Origin of the sequence: Providencia sp. PROV175, assembly GCF_032707045.1 — a bacterium.
GTDB classification, from domain to species: domain Bacteria; phylum Pseudomonadota; class Gammaproteobacteria; order Enterobacterales; family Enterobacteriaceae; genus Providencia; species Providencia hangzhouensis.
Genome location: NZ_CP120533.1, coordinates 881472 through 902198 on the forward strand (window position 1 = coordinate 881472; position 20727 = coordinate 902198).

Below are 20727 nucleotides of genomic sequence, written 5' to 3' on the forward strand. Positions count from 1 at the left end.
CATTAATGGTTGCTTAGGAAAATGCATAGAAAAGCCTCTCAAGGCTAAAAACTGTTCAACTGCGCGATTTAACAAGAAAAAGTGTTGACGGGGTCCTTAAGTATTCGTAATATGCATGGCGTTCCCAGTAGGGAACATCAGGAGCGGTAGTTCAGTTGGTTAGAATACCTGCCTGTCACGCAGGGGGTCGCGGGTTCGAGTCCCGTCCGTTCCGCCAAATTATAACGCCACGCTAATATATTAGCGTGGCGTTTTTTTTTATCATGACTGTATTTAACTGCATTAAGAGTTCCTTTCTTTTTGTATCACTTTTTTGTTGAATAATACATTTTTTGCTTCTAATGACTTCTTTGAGTTAATTTTTGATATAATGAAATCTATAAATAATAGATTTATGAGAATAATTCATATTCTTTTTAATCATATTAACTATTCTTAGGTTTTGTCGCGATTTTATCGAAATGTATAAGTTTGAGTTTTTTATGACTGTATTAATAATAATTCGCATGAACTCTAACTAAGATAACAGATCTGAAATAATCTAACCAATCTTTACCTAATGCTTTAAGGTATATATGAAGGCTATCAATAGAAATAGCAGATTGGCCATTCTCATACCTTGATATTTGTTGTTGGCTCAAATTTAATAATTTTCCTAATTCTGTTCCTGTTAATGATTTTTCAATACGTGCGGATTTCAAGTATTTTGCGGTAGCCATAACAATATCTAGGTCATTACTTTTATTCAATTCTTTAGTATTGATATATTTCATTTCATATTCTCTCTATTAGGAACTTATTATTTTAAAGTTAGCTATTGAAGATGGCATTACTTTAAATTTTTTGATTTTCTCTATGAGGAGTAGATTATATTTTTTAGTTACCAATGTGAAATTGTTTTAATGAATCAAAAATAGTTTATTTGATAGTTTTTGTCTATTAATATAGGTATTAATAATGAATATAGGCTATTGAATCAAAATATAGGTTTTTATAATTCAATAAAAACAATGTGTTATGTCACTCTTAGGGATTGGCTTAAAAGTGAGAATATAATAGACAATAAATGAAAAAAATGCATTTATAGTCATATAAAAGTAAGTATTTATATTTTTACATAAAATTACAAAAAAGTATTTATAGATTAAGTTGAAATAGTGATTTATTTAGGGTTGATTTGGTACTTATCGGTAGGTAGAATATAAATTTAATTATAGGTAAAAGTATAATCAAGCCTACTTAGTTGGAGAAAAAATGAAAAGATTAATAGGAATCAGAGATGTAATATTAGCGATTACCTGAGCGAACTACTTTATAAGTAGAACGCTATATATTAAATTGTATTTAATTTATCTTGCCTGCTACAGACAAAATAAGGGCCAAACGAACTGGAAAAAAGGTACCAATCAGAAGTTATCTCATCAATTTCTACATATGCAATTGAATTTAGGTTGAATGCTTTGAAATATTTTTCGAATATATCATCAGGGACATTATCATTTGTAGATTTTCTGTCATAACTTATGGTTAATTTTAAATCTTTTATATACTGTCTTGATGATTGATTGAAATGAACAACTCGATTGACAGTATATGTCTTATCAGTTGTAATTGTTCCTAATAATTTAATATACCCACTGTTATCATTGTTTTTTACTAATTTCATATCTAGTGCATATGATGATTTATTATTAGCCAATATGAAATTAGAGGAAACAGTTGCTTCGCAATATTGCGCTTTATTTTTTTCTAAATTCAAGTTAAACAACAAGAAAACGATGATTAATGAAAATGTTAGTATCAATGAGTATAGTGTTTTATTAGTCATTTTTTTCCTGCCAGTTTATTCTTGTTGAAATGCAATCTTTGTTTTTTTTGCATTTTACTAATAAGCTATGTTTGTTTTTTCCTAAGTTTTGTATGTTGTTGTAATAATAAAAGATATCAGAATCTTCACAGGTTAAGTTAAAATCAATTGCTTGTTTGCTTATTGTGTCACTCATGTTTTTTTCATAGTTATCTTTGAACCCATAAACAGGGCAATCTCCAATTGTGCTAATTTTGTATGACTGTATTGATGCATATGGAAATTTTATTGCATGAATTTGATTTATAAGGTAAATAATCACCAAAAGTAAAAAAACACTAATTATCAATAATGTTTTTTTAATAATATGATTTTTATCACTAAGTAATAGTGATTTGTTAGATTTATTGCTTGAAGTGGGAGGGGGGGCTAGGCTTTTCTCTATTTTATTATTGAATTTGGCAATCGATTCTTCAATTTGAATTTCAGAAGAGATAACAAGGCCTTTTTTTGATATGCTTAGAATTGCATTTTCAACTAAAAGCTGTTGATGTAATACTTTTCTTAATGTACTAATGTATTGGTTAAGGGTGTTTATCGAAACTTTTAGGTCATATTTATTTAGTATTTTTTTTAATATCTCTTCACGAGTGATAGTCGTTTTATTATTCTGAATTAGTATTATAAAAATATAATTCAACACGGGTGTTAATTTCATTACACTGAGTTCTGTGTCCACCCTAAATATTTCACCTAAGTCAGAGTTATATTTTATTATGTTGTTCAGTATATATATCATACATGACTCTTATTTAGTTATTAAAATATGTGCTTAGTTTGATCACTTTAGCTAACATGATAGTCATTGATTTTAAAGTAATTATATCAGTCTAATATACTACTCTTTTTTTGAGAAGAAAATATGAAAATAAATTTTTGCTTATAACGATTGGTTATATATGTAATGACAAAAATTTCAGTGTATTGTATTAATGAAACTGACATTTTTTGTTTTGATGTTTTATATACAGATAAAAAGCAGTATTAACCACTATTTCAAGTCATGGAAACCTAAATTAATTTGCTATTTTTAATAGGCTGAAATGATTTTTTAGAACTGAATTTTATGAATTTGTAATGCTTTAAGGTAATTATAGATACAGAGTACCTGTCGAATTATGATTAGATAATTAAATATTTATTTTAATAGTAGTATAGCCAAATTTGTCATTTTGTTTTTTTAATTAATTGATATGATTGGATTTTAGGTGCAGTTGCCAATTGGGTAATATTTATCAAATATTACAATATATTTACGGCTTTTCTTTTTAAGACGCTCATCTTTAGATTCTTGGCCGGGTAATAAGTAAAATATATAAGGCTCGGAATCATCATTAGCATCACAGTTTTCATGTAAGAGCACTCTAAAATAGGTATTACCCGTATTTTTTAGAATACTAGTGCTTGGATTAAGCTCATATTTAAAATCTGGTTTTTTAGGTCTCACAACAAAATAGGTTTCTAGGCTAACCGTTGGATAAAATAAAGGTCGCTTTTTTTGTTCATTATCACTACGCATATCAAGAGGGGTTTCGCTAATGATAATCTTATAATAGCGCTCGGTCTCATCGGCTTCTCCTCGATAAAAAATCTTAAAAAATTCTTGTTCCCCAGGTAATAAAATTTTCTTCAATGGAGTAAAAATAATCTCGCCGTTATGGAGAGGTGCCCCATGTTCTTGGTTACCTGGTTTATCAATTTTGTAGGCACTAAAATTATATAAATTAGTTTTATCTGTGTCGTTGATGTATGGCTTAGAAAAAAACTCTTGCCCTGACTCCATCGAAGAAATATCTGCATTGATATATAAAGCAATAGCATTATTGCAAGACACTGATAGCAAAACCAATAATAGGATTTTAAGTAAATAAAATGGTTTCATATTAAAAAATCCAACTAAAATTTAAGAGTAGATGGGGTTCAATAAAAGGGCCACTTGAACTTTTACAAGTAGCCCCAAAAGTAGTCATTAGATATTATTGAATATCGGGCCCGGTCCAAATTGCTTTGACAGTTATTGTGCCACTTGCAGAAACGGTTCCTAACCAATCAATACCATCCAATGTAAAAAATGATTCAGAGTCATTCATTGGGAATGATAAATCTAAGTTAGTTCGATAAAAAGATCCTAAATCCTCATTAGGTCTATCCCATGGTGTTTCAGACCATAATGCATTTTTTAATGAAATTTCATTATTATCACAACTTGCTCGGTGTGATTCTTTAGTACCATTTTCATTTTTAAATGAAAGATAAGCGGAAAAAGGGACATTAAGTTTATTATCGCTCGAGGTAAATAAGCAGTATGACTGTCCTTTTAATGTTGTGTTTGGTCCTTCAACTTTTGCTGTAATAGAATCCGCTTGCCTTGGCCCGCTAGTCGTGACGATATAATTAAATTCTATCGGTGGTTCATCATTGCCGACTTTTCCTGTTTTGGATTGGTTTGGATTAAAATCTGCAGGAATAATGCTAATTCCATAATCTCTCGGCTTAATTATTAAGAAATTTGAAGGTGTAAATTCGTAAAATCCAGATTGAGGAAGTGGTGATTGAAAACCAAAAGTATATACACTATCAGCAAGTGTGACCGTTGAATTAGGTGAAGCGTCAACAATTGATTTTAAATATTCATTTGAGAGAAAAACTTCAATATTTTGTGAACCATTATTAAAGATCTCTGACATGTTTGTTGTTGATGACCAATTTGTCCAGCGCGTGCTGTTACTTCCTTTATATTGAATAAGTGCAGCACGGGGGTCCCTAGCTAAACCTAACTTTGCACTATCAATATACATACGAACTGTAAATGTACCGCCGATAGATTGTCCTTGGGTTTCTAATTCAACCAACTTACAAATAATTCCAGAAGTATTTCCAACAATCCCTGTCGAGCAAAAATTAGAACCGAGTCCAATAGTTGGATTGCCATTGCTATCCACAAAGACTTCTTGTAAGGCGCCCGTTCCTTTTAGAATAATATTGCCTTTTTTATTGGTTGGAATGTAGTGTTGTTGTGTTGTCGTTCTTCCTCCACTCGTCATACAGGTCGTATTACTTAAATCATAATCGTCGCGGCTTGTGCAGGTTCTTAAATCAAAAGTATATTCTGTTCCTGGTGGTATTTCGGCTAACCAGCGATAAAAAGATTCAGAAAATATCGGTCTTGAATATCCAGACTCACCTGGTGTTCCTGTTTGTTGGATTTTATATGCACCATTATCTCGTAACTGCTGAGCTGACCAATAAGACGTTGCCGGGCAATTTCGGTTATTTGTCATGCAACGATTCCCGATAAAAGGTTGGCTTACGGGAGAATTTTCTAACCAGATATCACCTGTATTATAAGTTGAGCTAAAAGGTGTTCCTGTATATCCCATATAGCCTAAACTATATTGGCTATTGCGCTGGTATTTTGTGAATACATTTGAGCCCGAGAAGCGAGGGTCAACTCTATTAGCAACAATAAAGAATTCGTTATCAACTTGGTTTTCAACAATGACATACTCTTGTAATGGTGCTGTTGCAGAAAACGAATTCGGTATTAGAACCGAAAATGAAATAAAAAGTGCTGTTATCGATAATAATCGCATATTAAATTAGCCTTTAAAGTGATAATTAACGTTTAGCAAATGCTTCTTGAGGTTCACATGTCACCTCACCGACCCACAATGCACCACGTGCACCTTGAAGGTTTAAATCTGCTTCGCAAATTGTTTGCTGATCATCTTGTAATAACGATATCACTGGATATCGGACGTCAACATCCATGGAAAACTCACCATTTTGGTCCGTTTTTGTTCGACCAATATGATTTCGAATTGAGGCATATTTTATATATTCACCATTTGGTGATTTCAGACGACCAAATACCGTGACTAGTTGCCTTACCTCAGGTTGATAAAGAGCAATGTTTCCTGGGTATAATGTGACGGATTTATTTCGCCCTGAAACAATATCAAAACTGTCTTTTGATTTTCCGTCATTCATTAGTTGAATGTCATAATCCGAATAAGGGGATAATGGAATAAAGGTATTTTTTCCACTAATTGGGTAATTCTGCCCATTTACTTTTGCGACCATACTGCCGCTACCTTTTATATCGGAATTAATAATGACGCCTGATTTACCTTGCTGCCCACTTGGCATGATCATGCCGTTGCTATATGCCACAGAGCCACGAGAGGTTAAATTGCCATTAAGTCTGTTATTATCGGGGCGATTAATCGTTACGGTACCTGAATTATATTTAGTATCATAAGAAGCATAGCCTAATGTTGAAAAATTGGATTCACCATTATCTTTATCTCGGACTAATTTGGAGACAGAAACCCCTGCATTGGTAATCACTGAATTTTCAAAATTTTTATTCGCATAAATATTTGCTTTCACATTACCATTTGTTGAGGAAACACCCGTACTCAACCATGTTGATAAAGGTAAGGAAAAATCGAGGTTAATATATTTTTCGTTGGTACTATTTTGATTATCATAATGATAACGCTGTACACCTGCTCTTAGCCCCACGGTTCCATAACGGCCAGAGAATAATGTATTCGCATATTCATAGTTAATTGAATCACTGCCAATACGGCGATCTTTAGTATTACTAATAGTCAGTGACCCAGTTCTATCAATTATTTTGTCAAAATTAATGGTTCCGCCATAAGAATAACTGTCAGCATCATAAAGTGGTAAATCACCGCTCACTACAGTTTTTTCTTTAGATGCCCATAAAGAACCGTAACCTTCAGGTATATTGATAGAAAGAGTCGCAATGTTCCGATAACTACCATGGTTTTCTAGCATCCCTTGCCAGTTAACTGAGATATAGTTATTTAAAGCCGCGTTAATACTCGTTTCTTGTACAACAAATTTATCAAACCCATAATTTGACATTTGAAAACGCACGCCAGACAACACTGGGAAGTTATAAGCGAAAGAGGCTCCGATTAAATGGCTTTTACTCGGAGTTTGGCTCGTTGAGCCTTCATTTCTTACATAATGGCGCTTGTCAAAGTCAATATAACCACCATAAATTTCCCAATTGAGTTTATCAAAACCGCCTGTTATCGCACCGAAGGATTTATTAATTGTTTGGTGCTGTGTTGTGACAATTTTGCCATCGATAACCGTCTCAATAGTGACGTCGTAAATACCATAGGGTAGTACACTGGTATCAACTTCAAAATTACCCATTGGAAAATTTTGAATATTTAATAATTTACCTTGTCGATAAATGCGTACTTCGCCTGGGCTATTTAAAAAAGCATAAATCGGTGTAAGTGATTGCTGCTTATTTGTCACCATACTTGAGGAATTGTTTCCTATTGATGCCGCATAAATTTTACTGCTGCTAAGGGTAGTTAAGCTGGCAATAGACTGTAAATTCCACGTACTCATGAGCCCAAGTGCAAAACGAAATCCGTTGAAATCACGCTCATACATTGCACGATACAGCTCAACATTAGAATTAGATTTTCCAATGCTATATGCTGATGCATTTACATTAAAGTGATGTTCCGCAGCTGCGAATAATGTATCTAAATTGAAATAGCTGCTGGATGTATCTTTTGAATCTTTAACACGGCTCTGGAATACCCCTAAATCATAGTTAGCTACCGCTGAAAATGAATTAACTGAAGAATTTCCTAGTACAGATTGCCGCGCATGTTCTTTTGGCGAAAAAGCAGCTTTATCAACATCTAATGATAAATTAAAAGAAGAAATGTTTAATTTAAGGGTTGCATTATTATCAATAATAATACCATTACTTTCATCAAAAATGGCATCCTTTTTTTCTTCAAGTTTATCAACTAGTAAATTATTTAATTTCGCACCTTGCTCATTTTCAATGAGATGAATACTTGATAATTTAATATTACCATGATCGATTACAATAACTGCATCTGCAATTTTACTTTCGCTCTGATTGGTTGCTGCATCATCATTTAGTCGTAAAAAAACAGGTACAGACATTCCTTCTTCCAATGCACTAACAAATGCAGGAGGAATAATATATCCACCGATCTTAACGCTTTTCATTTCATTGGCATTAATTGTATTCGAAAAAATAATACTTAATATTGATAAAGCAATAGCACTCTTACGCATAATTTAAGTCCATTCTTAATTATTTGACAACAATGAACTCTCCTTTGTGCCAAATACCTACGCTTGATTTTTTATTTGTGACATCGACAAATTGTAATTTGACGGCTAAGTTTGGCATGAGGTAATAACGCTCGCGACAAATACCATCCACTCCGTATTTTTGTTTTTCTGCTAAACAAGGGCCTGAAGCCACTACACGGAAGGTGCTATTTCCAGTATTTGAAACTTGGGAATTAGTATATTTATAATTAAAGTTTTCAATTCTTGGTGCGACAACGAGAATTGTGCTAATTGTTGCTGATGTTGTTGCTGATGCCGATTTCGCACTTTGTGTAACACCACTCTCGCCAATAGGATCATCTTTCCAATTTAATCGATAGTAACGTTCTTTATTATCTTTTGGGCCTTGATAAATTATCTTAAATATATCTTTTGCATGCCCTGGAAGAATTAAATTAGCGGGTGTTGATAATATTTCATTAGGATCAGTAACTGTAATTACTTTTCCAGTATCAAGTGGTGAATCTATTTTTTCTATCGTTAAATTTACCAATCTTGCTGTATCTACTGTATTTTCAATTTCTTTAGATAAGGTATCTTCATTCGATGATATTATTTCAGTGATATTTCCCACATTGACAGCAAAACTGCTTTTTAATGGTAACCATGATAATAAAATTAATGCTAATGTTATCTTTTTCATAATCATAAATTTATAAAATGAATGACGATAAAGATATTATTTCCCTATAGTATCTTTATCGTAATATTTAGTTATCTAATAAGGGGATATTGAATTAAGGAGCTGGAGTAAACTCACCGTCCCAAGTTGCAGTAAACTGAACTTTCACATCACCATCCCATGTACCGTCAGTCAGTGCTTTAAAGTCAGTCGCTGCGCCATCAGCTTCAGCGCCAGCAATAACAAAGGTGAATTCACCGCGATCTGCTGCACGCTCTGAGCCATTATAGATACCATCAGCCGCTAAATTATCTAAACCAGAAGTTAAACCGGTTGATGTATCAATTAATACTAAATCATTATTTTTAGTCAGATCTTCACCATTCCATTTAACACCAACAGTTAATTTAGAATCGTCGGTAGTTCTTGCTAATGTATTAGCAATAATTTTTGACGCTAATTTAAAGTCAGTTGCACCAGCTTGGCCTTGAATAGCGATATCAAATGCGCCATTTTGTTGGTTAAAGCTTTTTTGGCCTTCGGCATAATTAAAGGTTAAACTTCTTAATGGAGTCACAACTAACATACTTGTCGTGTCTTTAATTGCAGTTGCTTGCCATGTAGCTGTTGCTTGAGCGGTACGTGTATCTGCATTTGCAACGGTAGCAAAAGAAGCTGCAATAATTGTTGATAACAATACAGAAGCCATTTTTTTATTTAACATACTAATCTCTCTTTTTATATTGATAGAAAACAATAGTAAAATTAGTTATTTAATTTTTACATATTGAGATGGTTTTATTGAATTTAAAATAGAATATTTAAATATCTTTCATGCTGTTTAGTAATATTTCGATTGTTTTTTTACTTAAATTTATATTGTTTCTTTTATTTTCTTCAGAGAAACAATCAATATAGTAAATCATTTCAATCCATCTTTTGTCTAAAACGGTTAATATTTCATTTAATTGATCTAGCGATAATGAACTGCTACCAGTTTCATAGCGAGATACCTGTTGTTGGCTAATGTTAATTAATTCTGCCAACTGTTTTCCTGTCATGTTTTTTTCTTTGCGTGATTTTCGTAAATAATTTCCTACATGACTACTAATTATATTAGCTTTCATTTTTTCAGCCTCTAATATTAATAGATCTATTTATATGATATTCGTTAGCTCACTCGCTTGCTTAATTGAGTGTTATAATAAATACATTAAAAAAAGAGTAAATGGCAGGGTTTCTATTAAAAATTTACTTTTAATAGGTTTTTTCTATTAACTCTGTTTTTTTTAGCATTATCTAATTAAAAAATATCTTCTCACCAGTTTAATTGGTTAAAAATACACTTAATAGTGTTGAAATCAGGGGGAACAATAAAAAAATACACTAAATAAGCGTAAAATTATTATAATTGTTAACAAATGTATATTTAATTAAGAAGCATAAAGAATCTACATTGAAAGTTACAATTTATTACAATTAAAGGGTGGGAAGAATTTAGAATAAAGGTAGGAAACCAGTTATATTGGTAAAATTATAATTTGTAATGTGTTTTTAGCCCTCTTATTTATTAATAACTCAACTAACTAGTTTAATGTGTATGATGTTAAAATTACACTTTGCTAACTAGATATATGATATGACATCAGTGTCTAGTAGGTTGATACTATAGTATCAACTTTTTAATATCATGACCCTATTGTGGCACATGGGGTTTAGACCTGAAATTTCGTCTTACAGGCCAATTTATTTTCTATAGTCTCATCAGGTATTTTACCAGTGAAAATAGAATCAGCGATAGGTTACTACGTTCTCTAGTGCCCCTTATTTTAATTTCAGCAATATCAATTATGATGTCTTTATCTGTGGATGTCGTGTGCTATAGAAATAATAATGGGAAAGCTTCCTCTTTGTAATTAGGTCACTAAATGAATATAGGTTTTGTAGTGCCTAATACTATACACGTTTGTTCTAAAAGCAATTCTTCACTTAGAGATTCGCTAATTATTACTTAATAAGTTAGATATACCGATTTACCTAACCGCTAATTAAGATTGCACTGCGGGCTTTTGAAAGCCACTTTTATTCAAAACTATACATATAAGAACTGTGATCTGTATAGGAATTTCTGTTGTAAAAACGTTGGTTGTTAGAAGTGCACGCACTATCTATATATGATGAGCAATCTAGATAAGCTTTGCAGAATAGCTTATCTAGATTATTTTGAACGATTCTTATTTTCTCCTTGTTAGGTGTGGAGATAGACCATTCTATAGGCTATAGGCAACTGCGATTAGCCAGTAATATTTATTGCTACTGTTTTTTCAATTCATGTTACTTCTATTTATTTCTAATCATTGGAAGGGTTGGGTATTTGACTTAATCTAAACAAAAATATTCGGGCATATTGAGGCTTTTTTTTGTCTAAAACTTTGCCAATTATCACTAATGTGGCAGCTAAATGCGCTAGATGCATAAATCACCTTGATCCCAGACACTGAACTCAGGTTTAATAAGGTTAGTCACTTGCGCAAAAATGTAAGCATTAAGGGATATTTTGCGCAATGGAATGGATTCAGCTTTGCGGCAGTTCAATTTATTAGCGATCTGCTGCCATGAACATAGCAAATATTGCGGTATGGGTAGAATTGGGTTACTTTCAATCGCTCTATTCGTGAAATGCTCAGTTTGTTGTCGATGTGCTATGGCTCCTTAAAGTAGGGAACATATGGGATACATCGCTAAATTGATGTTTTCATGTTACAGCGAAATTAAAGTAGCACTATCCGTATTGCGTTGTAAAAATTGGTTTAAGTACGTTTTTATCCTACCTGGAGTATACTGATGACGACTCGTAAAACCCTTGCTAATGCTATCCGCTTTCTAAGTATGGATGCGGTTCAAAAAGCAAAATCAGGGCATCCTGGCGCGCCAATGGGCATGGCTGATATTGCTGAAGTACTGTGGCGTGACCATATGAATCATAACCCAGCTGACCCACACTGGGCAGATCGTGACCGTTTTGTACTGTCAAACGGCCATGGCTCAATGTTGATTTATAGCTTACTGCACCTCACTGGTTATGACTTATCTATTGAAGAGTTAAAAAATTTCCGCCAATTACACTCTAAAACACCGGGCCACCCAGAATATGGCTATACTCCAGGTGTTGAAACAACAACCGGTCCTTTAGGTCAAGGCATTGCAAATGCAGTGGGTTTTGCGATTGCAGAACGTACATTAGCAGCGCAATTTAACCGCCCTAACCATGACATTGTTGACCACCACACTTATGTGTTCATGGGTGATGGTTGTATGATGGAAGGTATCTCGCACGAAGCGTGTTCTTTAGCGGGTACACTGAAATTAAATAAACTGATCGCATTCTATGATGACAACGGTATCTCTATTGATGGTGAAGTTGAAGGTTGGTTTACTGACGATACCGCTGCACGTTTCGAATCTTACGGTTGGCATGTTATCCGTGATATCGACGGCCATGATGCATCACAGATCAACGCGGCAGTGAATGAAGCGAAAAGCCAAACTGATAAACCAACACTGATTATGTGTAAAACTATTATTGGTTTTGGTTCACCAAACAAAGCGGGTTCTGAGTCTGTTCACGGTGCGCCTTTAGGTGATGCTGAAATTGCAGCAACTCGTGAAGCTCTGGGGTGGAGCTACGGCCCATTCGAAATTCCTAAAGATATCTATGAAGCTTGGGATGCTCGTACTGCAGGTAAAGAAAAACAAAGCGCATGGGATAAAAAATTCGCCGCGTATGCAGCGCAATTCCCTGAACTAGCTGCGGAATTCACTCGTCGTATGAATGGTGAATTACCTGCTAACTTTGACGCGGATGCGAAACAATTTGTTGAAAATCTGCAACAAAACCCAGCAAATATCGCAAGCCGTAAAGCATCACAAAATGCATTAGAAGCATTTGGTAAAGTATTACCTGAATTTATGGGCGGTTCTGCGGACTTAGCGCCAAGTAACTTAACCATGTGGTCAGGCTCCAAAGCACTGAACGTTGACCCAGCGGGCAACTACATTCACTATGGTGTTCGTGAATTTGGTATGTCAGCTATCATGAACGGTATCGCGTTACATGGTGGTTTCATTCCTTACGGTGCGACATTCCTGATGTTCGTTGAATACGCACGTAATGCGGTTCGTATGGCAGCACTGATGAAAGTGCGTAGCATCTTTGTTTATACTCACGACTCTATTGGTCTGGGTGAAGATGGCCCAACTCACCAACCGGTTGAGCAACTGGCAAGTCTGCGTGTGACACCAAATGTCAGCACATGGCGCCCTTGTGACCAAGTTGAATCTGCTGTGGCGTGGAAATATGCTATCGAACGTAAAGATGGCCCAAGCGCATTAATCTTCTCTCGTCAAAATTTAGAGCAACAACCTCGTACTGTTGAGCAATTAGCCAATATTGAGAAAGGGGCTTACATTCTGAAAGATTGCGCAGGCACGCCTGAGTTAATCTTTATTGCTACAGGTTCTGAAGTGGAACTGGCCGTTAAAGCGGCTGAGCAATTAACATCAGAAGGCCGTAAGGTCCGTGTTGTTTCTATGCCATCAACTGATGCATTTGATAAACAAGATGCGGCATACCGCGAAGCTGTTTTACCTGCCAATGTGACAGCACGTGTTGCTATCGAAGCGGGTATTGCAGATTACTGGTTCAAGTACACTGGTTTAAACGGTGCCATCATCGGTATGCATACCTTTGGTGAATCTGCTCCAGCCGAAGTTCTGTTTAAAGAATTCGGTATTACAGTAGAGAAAGCGGTTGAATCTGCTAAATCTTTACTGAAATAAAATAAGAAGGAATGAGTCCCGAATTTTGGTTCTCATTTCTAATTATCTTGCTGAACAACGCCTAGTGATAAGCTAGGCGTTGTTTTTTTGTGCACCAATATAGGATTTTCTATTGCGTTCTGTAAATATATCCCTTAATCTAACCTTAGATAAGCTGAACCGTTTCAGTTGTGTGTTGCTGAATGAAAATATTTTTTAAAAATGTCGGTTGAAGCACACTTTTGATGTTTGACAGCTAAAATGAGCAGTAGAGTTGGTGTGAGTCAGTTATCCTTAGCAACCGTGTGATTTTGCTCAGATACAAGGTGTAGAATGGCAATCAGGGTAGCAATAAACGGCTTTGGCCGCATTGGTCGAAGTGTTCTAAGAGCGTTGTATGAATCTGGCCGTCGGGCAGAGATTATCGTGGTGGCGGTTAACGAACTTGCTGAACCTGAAGGTATTGCGCATTTGCTGAAGTATGATTCCAGCCATGGGCGTTTTGCTTGGGATGTACGGCTTAACGGAACACTTTTACAAGTTGGTGATGATAATATTCGTTTATTTCATCAACGTGAGTTGCATGAGTTGCCTTGGAAAGAGCTGGGTATTGATGTCGTTTTAGATTGCAGTGGGGCTTATGGCTCACGGGATGATGGGTTACTGCATTTAGCGGCAGGGGCAAAAAAAGTGTTATTTTCTCACCCGGGTACTGACGACCTTGATGCCACTATCGTTTATGGTGTTAACCATGAAAGCCTAACCGCTCAAGACAAGATTGTTTCCAATGCTTCTTGTACTACCAATTGTATTATTCCAATTATTAAATTACTCGATGAGGCATTTTCGATTGAATCGGGGACAGTGACGACGATTCACGCGTCAATGAATGACCAACCCGTTATCGATGCCTATCATAAAGATTTACGCAGAACTCGCGCAGCGAGTCAGTCTATCATTCCTGTTGATACCAAATTAGCCGCAGGAATTACACGAATTTTTCCGAAATTTAAAGACCACTTTGAAGCCATTTCTGTTCGTGTACCGACGACGAATGTGACAGCGATTGATTTGAGTGTTACCGTACATGACGATGTTTGTGTTGAAAAAGTCAACCAACTACTGCGAAGCGCTGCACAAGGGCATTTTCGTGGTATAGTGGACTACACAGAATTACCGCTAGTCTCAATGGATTTCAATCATGATCCACACAGTGCTATTATTGATGGTACACAAACGCGAGTTAGTGGTAAGCATTTAATTAAAACCCTGGTTTGGTGTGATAACGAATGGGGGTTTGCTAACCGGATGCTAGATACAACATTAGCAATGGCAGCGACAGGTTTAAACTAATTGGCGACTGACAGACAGCAGGACATGATAACTTTATTGTTTTGCACAGTCGCTGATGGAAACTTTATAGAGAATCAACGAGAGGATTCACCATGTCTGTAATTAAGATGACCGATTTAGACTTAGCGGGTAAACGCGTATTCATCCGTTCTGACTTAAACGTTCCTGTAAAAGATGGCAAAGTTACTTCTGATGCGCGTATTCGTGCTTCATTACCAACAATTGAAGCTGCTCTGAAACAAGGCGCTAAAGTCATGGTCACTTCTCACCTTGGTCGCCCGACCGAAGGCGAGTACAACGAAGAGTTTTCACTGCAACCTGTTGTTGACTATCTGGCCGATAAAATGGATTACCCAGTCCGTTTAGTTAAAGACTACCTTAACGGTGTTGACATCGAAGCTGGCGAGTTAGTTGTGCTGGAAAACGTTCGCTTTAATAAAGGCGAGAAAAAAGACGACGAAACGCTGTCAAAACAATATGCGGCATTGTGTGATGTTTATGTGATGGATGCGTTTGGTACGGCTCACCGTGCACAAGCGTCAACACATGGTGTTGCTAAATTCTCTCCAGTGGCTTGTGCTGGCCCACTACTGAGTGGTGAGTTAGAAGCATTAGGTAAAGCATTAGATAACCCAGCTCGCCCAATGGTTGCGATTGTTGGTGGTTCTAAAGTGTCAACTAAACTGACTGTATTAGATTCTCTATCTAAAATTGCAGACCAGTTAATTGTTGGTGGCGGTATTGCGAATACCTTTATCGCAGCGGAAGGCAACAATGTTGGTCGCTCATTATATGAAGCAGACTTAATCCCTGAAGCGAAAAAATTACTGGCAAACTGCCAAATTCCAGTACCGACTGATGTTCGCGTTGCAACTGAGTTCTCCGAAACTGCACCTGCAACTCTGAAAGCAAGCACTGAAATTAAAGACGACGAACAAATTCTGGATTTAGGTGACGAATCTGCACAGCGTTTGGCTGAGATCCTGAAAAATGCCAAAACCATTCTTTGGAATGGCCCAGTAGGCGTGTTTGAGTTCCCTAACTTCCGTAAAGGTACTGAGATCGTTGCAAAAGCGATTGCTGATAGCGACGCATTCTCTATCGCTGGTGGTGGTGACACCCTAGCGGCTATCGATTTATTCGACATTGCTGACAAAATTTCATATATCTCTACTGGTGGCGGTGCTTTCCTTGAGTTCGTTGAAGGCAAAAAGCTCCCTGCCGTTGTGATGCTAGAAGAACGTGCTAAAGCGTAATTAATTGTTCATACACAACAGGTAGCGTAGGCTGCCTGTTTACCACAGGACCTTTTCACATGTCTAAAATTTTTGATTTTGTTAAACCGGGTGTTCTTACTGGTGATGATGTACAGAAAGTTTTCGCAGTTGCTAAAGAAAATAACTTTGCATTGCCAGCGGTGAACTGTGTTGGTACGGATTCAATTAACGCCGTACTTGAAGCGGCCGCTAAAGTTCGTGCTCCAGTTATTGTTCAGTTTTCTAATGGCGGTGCTGCATTTATCGCAGGTAAAGGCCTGAAAGCTGAAGGCCAACAAGCTGCAATTTTAGGTGCGATCTCTGGTGCTTATCATGTACACCAAATGGCTGAGCACTATGGTGTTCCTGTTATTCTGCATACTGACCACTGTGCGAAGAAATTACTGCCATGGATCGATGGCCTGTTAGATGCAGGTGAAAAACACTATGCGAAAACCGGTAAACCACTGTTCTCTTCTCACATGATTGACCTGTCAGAAGAAACACTGGAAGAAAATATCGAAATCTGTGCTAAATATTTAGCGCGTATGGCTAAAATCGATATGACTCTGGAAATCGAACTAGGCTGTACTGGTGGTGAAGAAGACGGTGTTGATAACACAGGTATGGACAGTTCTGAGCTGTATACTCAACCAGAAGATGTTGCATATGCATACGAAAAACTGAATGCAGTAAGCCCGCGTTTCACTATCGCGGCTTCTTTCGGTAACGTTCACGGTGTTTATAAACCAGGTAACGTTCAGTTAACGCCAAAAATCCTGCGCAACTCACAAGACTACGTTTCAGAAAAATATAACCTGCCACACAACAGCTTAGACTTCGTATTCCACGGTGGTTCTGGCTCAAGTGCTGCTGAAATCAAAGAAGCAGTTAGCTACGGTGTTATCAAAATGAACATCGATACTGATACTCAGTGGGCAACTTGGGATGGTATTTTACAGTACTACAAAAAGAACGAAGGCTATCTGCAAGGTCAGTTAGGTAACCCAGAAGGTGCAGATAAACCTAACAAAAAATACTACGACCCGCGTGTATGGCTGCGTAAAGCACAAGATTCAATGGTTGTTCGTTTAGAACAAGCTTTCAAAGAACTGAACTGTGTTGATGTTCTGTAATTAACGCGCATTAAGTTTTTTGTGATTAATCCCCTAGTAAGGTAACTTGCTGGGGGATTTTTTGATCTGGTGCTTTACTTAATTGTGAAAGTAGTTTTAAAAACAGCGCTTCACTTTGTGTTAGCGGTTTACTCGCCTCGGTGATTGCACATATGCGATTATGAAAGACAGGGGAGTCGCTCATTTCTATGAGTGAATGGCGGAAATTAATATGTGAGGCATAGTTTTCCGGTAAAATACCCACATAGTGGCCTGAAGCGATAAAGGTAGCTACAGCCTCAAGGCCAGCGGCTTCAGGGCCTCGGCTAAATTCACCCGATGCTAAAATACTTTCAGTGAATGGGTGTGGCCGATAAACTAATGCTAGATTATGTTTGTTGTTGGCGGTATTGGCAGAAACATAAAGTTTATGGTTTTCTATAAATAAGAATTGATAATTATAACGGTTATTTTCGTGATATTGCCCGCGAATACCGATTTGAATTGTTCTGTCACTAAGCGCTTTATTTAATTGATTATGGTTGAGGATACTTAGCTCTAATTTAACATTAGGCGCCTCTTGGCTAAATTGAGCAATAGTGGCTGATAGATGACAGAGTGGATCCGTTAATATATGTTCAATAACACCAATAACTAATGTTCCAGATAAAACCCCATGGCGTTCATCGACTTCAGTTTTGATATTATCTAATGCTTTCAAAGCAGTATTGGCTTTTTCGATAACAAATAAACCTGACTCAGTTAGCTTAAAGCCAGAAGGGCCTCTTTCACACAATTGGACACCGAGTTTTTCTTCAATTTCACGGATATGGCGGCTTATTGATGCTTTTGACATATTTAGTTTTTTTTCTGCAATGGTAAAGCCACCAGCTTCTGCAACGGAAGTAAAAACACGTAATGATTTTAAGTCTTTTTCAGTTAATTTTTTATTATGCATATTTATACCTATTACGTGAAATCAATCACTAAATGCTAATCTATCTTATTTTTTATTGGGATACAAATAGCATAATTAATACTATTTTATTTTAATTATTAAAATTGTTTTTATTTATATAAAAGGTTTCATTTTATGAAACCATAGGATCAAAAATATCACTTTTATTCCTAGCGGATACGTATATCTTAAAGTTGTAGTTGTTAATAGATTATTACCAAAGTGGCGCCACAAAATAATAATTAATCCAAATATATATAAATACAAAAGGATTCTAATTTATGGTCACAGATGAATTGTTAACAATAAAATTAGATATGATTACATTTACAGCATTAGGGGCCTTATTATTAATTGCTAGTAATGTAATCATAAAAAAATTTCCATTTTTTATGAAATATTCAATTCCTAGTCCGGTGATCGGCGGGTTTATGTTTTCTATTGTAATGTGGTTAGCTTATCAATTTAATATTGTTGAGCTTAATTTTGATAACACATTATATGACTTATCGATGTATATATTTTTCGTCACAATAGGTTTAATGACAGGTGTTAAATTATTAGTGAGTGGTGGAAAAATATTGCTAATTTATATGGTGATTTGCTGGGGGCTGGCATTTATGCAAAATGGCGTCAGCATTGGTTTATCATATGTTTTAGATATTGAGCCACTAGTTGCTATGATGGCAGGCCAAGCCTCGATGCAAGGTGGTCATGGTATGGCGGCATCTTTAGCACCGCTGATTGAGTCCTTTGGTCACGACCAAGCCCTGAATGTTGGGTTAGCGGCTTCGACTTTTGGTTTGATTGCAGGGTCAATTCTAGGAGGGCCTGTTGGGAACTGGTTGATCCAAAAAAATAAATTAAAAATTGAAACTGACCATGTTGATTTGGAAAATTTAGCGGAAAGTAACGATACCGAAGATAAAATTACGGCTCAACAATGTATTATTACAGGAGCAGTTATTTTAAGCATACTCGCTATCGGAATGCCGACAGCAAAATGGATAAGTACAATAACAGGGTTTACTATTCCTGGACATATTTTTAGTTTGTTTGTTGGTGTTATATTTCATTCAATCAATGAAAGAAAACCAATAATTAAAATATCTCGCAATACAGTAGTATTAATTTCTACTTTATCACTAGAAATGTTTTTAGTGATGGCTATGATGAAGTTAAAACTTTGGGAATTATATGAGTTAGCGTTACCTCTAACTATCATATTAATATCACAAGTTATTACAACAATATTAGTGGCTATATTTGTTGTTTACCGTGCATTAGGTAAAAATTATGATGCGGCTGTTATGTCAGCTGGTTTTATTGGACATGGTTTAGGTGCAACGCCAAATGGCTTAGTGGTTATGGACGCTATTTGTAATAAATATGGTTTATTTTCACGAAAGGCATTCATTATTATACCAATCGCCGGAACGGTATTAACGGATATTGTTGGTGTCCCTCTATTTGTATTCCTAGCTAACACATTTGGTGGCTAAGAAATAAAAAAACAACAAAAGAAAGAAAACTAAATCTAAGAAGGAATAGTTTGTATGAAAAAATTAACGACACCCCCACATGTTGGCCATAAAACATTTTTATATTCAGAATTAGTGACTGAATTGACCAACATTGAAGCGGATATTGCCATACTAGGGATGCCATTTAGTTCAGCTTATAGTGCTCATGCATTTACCAACGACCAATCTCGTGCTCCACAATATTTACGTGATATGAGTGACCGAATTGTTAGGCATCCAGATCATTATGATTTTGATATTGATGGGCCACTACTCCAAGGCCGTAAAGATATTAAATTTGTTGACTGTGGTGATGTTATTCCTGATTTATCAAAGCCTTTGGGGGAGCACCATCAGCGTGCAGCTGAGGCAATTCGACAGTTATTAAGAGCTAAAGCACTTCCCATTGTTTTAGGGGGCGATCATGGGATCACAACGCCTATTTTGCAGGGATTTGATGAAGTAGGGCCGATTATACTTGTGCATATTGATGCACATTTAGATTGGCGTGAAGAGGTTAATGGGGTGGATACCGGCCTTTCAAGCCCGATCCGCCGCGCTTCTGAAATGAAGCATATAGGTGAAATTTTCCAAATTGGTTTACGTGCACAAGGTAGCGGACGCCCTGCGGATTACCAAGCGGCTAAAGACTATGGTGCGCATGTTATTCCGGCCTATGAACTGCATGAGGTTGGCATGCAAGCCATTTTAGACCGCATTCCAGATAATTCGAACTACTATATTAGTATTGATGCCGATGGTATTGACCCGAGTATCATGCCTGGAGTTGATGGCCCAGCTCCTGGTGGGGTGACTTATTTGCAAGCTCGTAGCCTAATTCACGGTTTAGTGAAAAAAGGTCGCGTTGTTGGTATGGATATCGTTGAAATTACACCCGCAAAAGATATTCCCTCTAAGCTAACTGGGGTGACTGCTGGGCGTTTTGTTGTGAATTTAATTGGAGCATCCATTCGCGCAGGGTATTTTAATAAGAAATAACGCAGCCAATTAATGTTGTGCTAACAATAAAGTGGGAGATAC

At 36.2% G+C, this 20727-nt stretch carries 16 protein-coding genes and 1 tRNA gene; 7 read left to right on the forward strand and 10 right to left on the reverse strand.

Translation table 11 applies throughout. From position 1 onward, the window contains the following. Positions 1-140: 140 nt before the first annotated feature. Positions 141-217 (forward strand) — tRNA-Asp (locus tag P3L44_RS03750). Between the two features lie 274 nt (positions 218-491). Here the strand turns inward: P3L44_RS03750 and P3L44_RS03755 are convergent. The 9 genes from P3L44_RS03755 to P3L44_RS03795 form a co-directional block, all read right to left on the reverse strand. Beyond that, complete coding sequence (locus P3L44_RS03755; RefSeq protein ID WP_004905402.1) at positions 492-773, reverse strand: helix-turn-helix domain-containing protein; 282 nt, start codon at positions 771-773, stop codon at positions 492-494. A gap of 560 nt (positions 774-1333) precedes the next feature. Continuing rightward, positions 1334-1828 carry a FidL-like protein gene (locus P3L44_RS03760; protein WP_272661662.1) on the reverse strand — a complete coding sequence of 165 codons (495 nt, stop codon included), beginning with the start codon at positions 1826-1828 and terminating at the stop codon, positions 1334-1336. After that, entirely contained in the window at positions 1821-2546 is a 726-nt protein-coding gene (locus P3L44_RS03765; protein WP_272661661.1) for a transcriptional regulator, read from the reverse strand. The genes P3L44_RS03760 and P3L44_RS03765 overlap by 8 nt, the downstream gene beginning before the upstream one ends. A 525-nt stretch (positions 2547-3071) precedes the next feature. After that, positions 3072-3749, reverse strand: coding sequence for a fimbrial protein (locus P3L44_RS03770; protein WP_094962152.1), 678 nt, complete (start codon positions 3747-3749; stop codon positions 3072-3074). A 94-nt stretch (positions 3750-3843) separates the two neighbouring features. Continuing rightward, complete coding sequence (locus P3L44_RS03775) at positions 3844-5460, reverse strand: fimbrial protein (RefSeq protein WP_096864796.1); 1617 nt, start codon at positions 5458-5460, stop codon at positions 3844-3846. A gap of 25 nt (positions 5461-5485) precedes the next feature. Continuing rightward, entirely contained in the window at positions 5486-7981 is a 2496-nt protein-coding gene (locus P3L44_RS03780) for a TcfC E-set like domain-containing protein (RefSeq protein ID WP_272661660.1), read from the reverse strand. 19 nt (positions 7982-8000) lie between these two features. Then, the gene (locus tag P3L44_RS03785) at positions 8001-8684 is read right to left on the reverse strand and encodes a hypothetical protein (protein WP_136135580.1); all 684 of its coding nucleotides are present in this window, start codon (positions 8682-8684) and stop codon (positions 8001-8003) included. 94 nt (positions 8685-8778) lie between these two features. Continuing rightward, a complete protein-coding gene (locus P3L44_RS03790) occupies positions 8779-9387 on the reverse strand; it encodes a common pilus major fimbrillin subunit EcpA (protein ID WP_004914448.1) in 609 nt (202 codons plus the stop codon). 97 nt (positions 9388-9484) lie between these two features. Further along, positions 9485-9790, reverse strand: coding sequence for a helix-turn-helix domain-containing protein (locus tag P3L44_RS03795; RefSeq protein WP_004905391.1), 306 nt, complete (start codon positions 9788-9790; stop codon positions 9485-9487). A gap of 1717 nt (positions 9791-11507) precedes the next feature. Here P3L44_RS03795 and tkt point away from each other — a divergent pair. The 4 genes from tkt (at position 11508) to fbaA (ending at position 17226) form a co-directional block, all read left to right on the forward strand. Further along, positions 11508-13502: a transketolase gene (tkt, locus tag P3L44_RS03800; RefSeq protein ID WP_272661659.1), complete on the forward strand. Its 1995-nt coding sequence runs from the start codon at positions 11508-11510 to the stop codon at positions 13500-13502. A gap of 312 nt (positions 13503-13814) precedes the next feature. Further along, complete coding sequence (gene epd, locus P3L44_RS03805; protein WP_004905387.1) at positions 13815-14834, forward strand: erythrose-4-phosphate dehydrogenase; 1020 nt, start codon at positions 13815-13817, stop codon at positions 14832-14834. A gap of 92 nt (positions 14835-14926) precedes the next feature. Further along, a complete protein-coding gene (gene pgk / locus P3L44_RS03810; RefSeq protein ID WP_004905385.1) occupies positions 14927-16090 on the forward strand; it encodes a phosphoglycerate kinase in 1164 nt (387 codons plus the stop codon). Positions 16091-16149: 59 nt separating this feature from the next. Further along, positions 16150-17226, forward strand: a complete 1077-nt coding sequence (fbaA, locus tag P3L44_RS03815; RefSeq protein WP_094962157.1) for a class II fructose-bisphosphate aldolase — start codon at positions 16150-16152, stop codon at positions 17224-17226. Positions 17227-17251: 25 nt separating this feature from the next. Here the strand turns inward: fbaA and P3L44_RS03820 are convergent, their stop codons facing one another. Then, positions 17252-18163, reverse strand: coding sequence for a LysR family transcriptional regulator (locus tag P3L44_RS03820; protein ID WP_272661658.1), 912 nt, complete (start codon positions 18161-18163; stop codon positions 17252-17254). Between the two features lie 296 nt (positions 18164-18459). On the opposite strand from P3L44_RS03820, the gene P3L44_RS03825 reads away from it, so the two are divergent. Both P3L44_RS03825 and P3L44_RS03830 read left to right on the forward strand, forming a co-directional pair. Further along, a complete protein-coding gene (locus tag P3L44_RS03825; protein WP_316928260.1) occupies positions 18460-19665 on the forward strand; it encodes a sodium/glutamate symporter in 1206 nt (401 codons plus the stop codon). Between the two features lie 54 nt (positions 19666-19719). Continuing rightward, on the forward strand, positions 19720-20685 hold the full coding sequence (locus P3L44_RS03830; protein WP_272661656.1) for an agmatinase: 966 nt from the start codon (positions 19720-19722) through the stop codon (positions 20683-20685). Positions 20686-20727 lie beyond the last annotated feature (42 nt).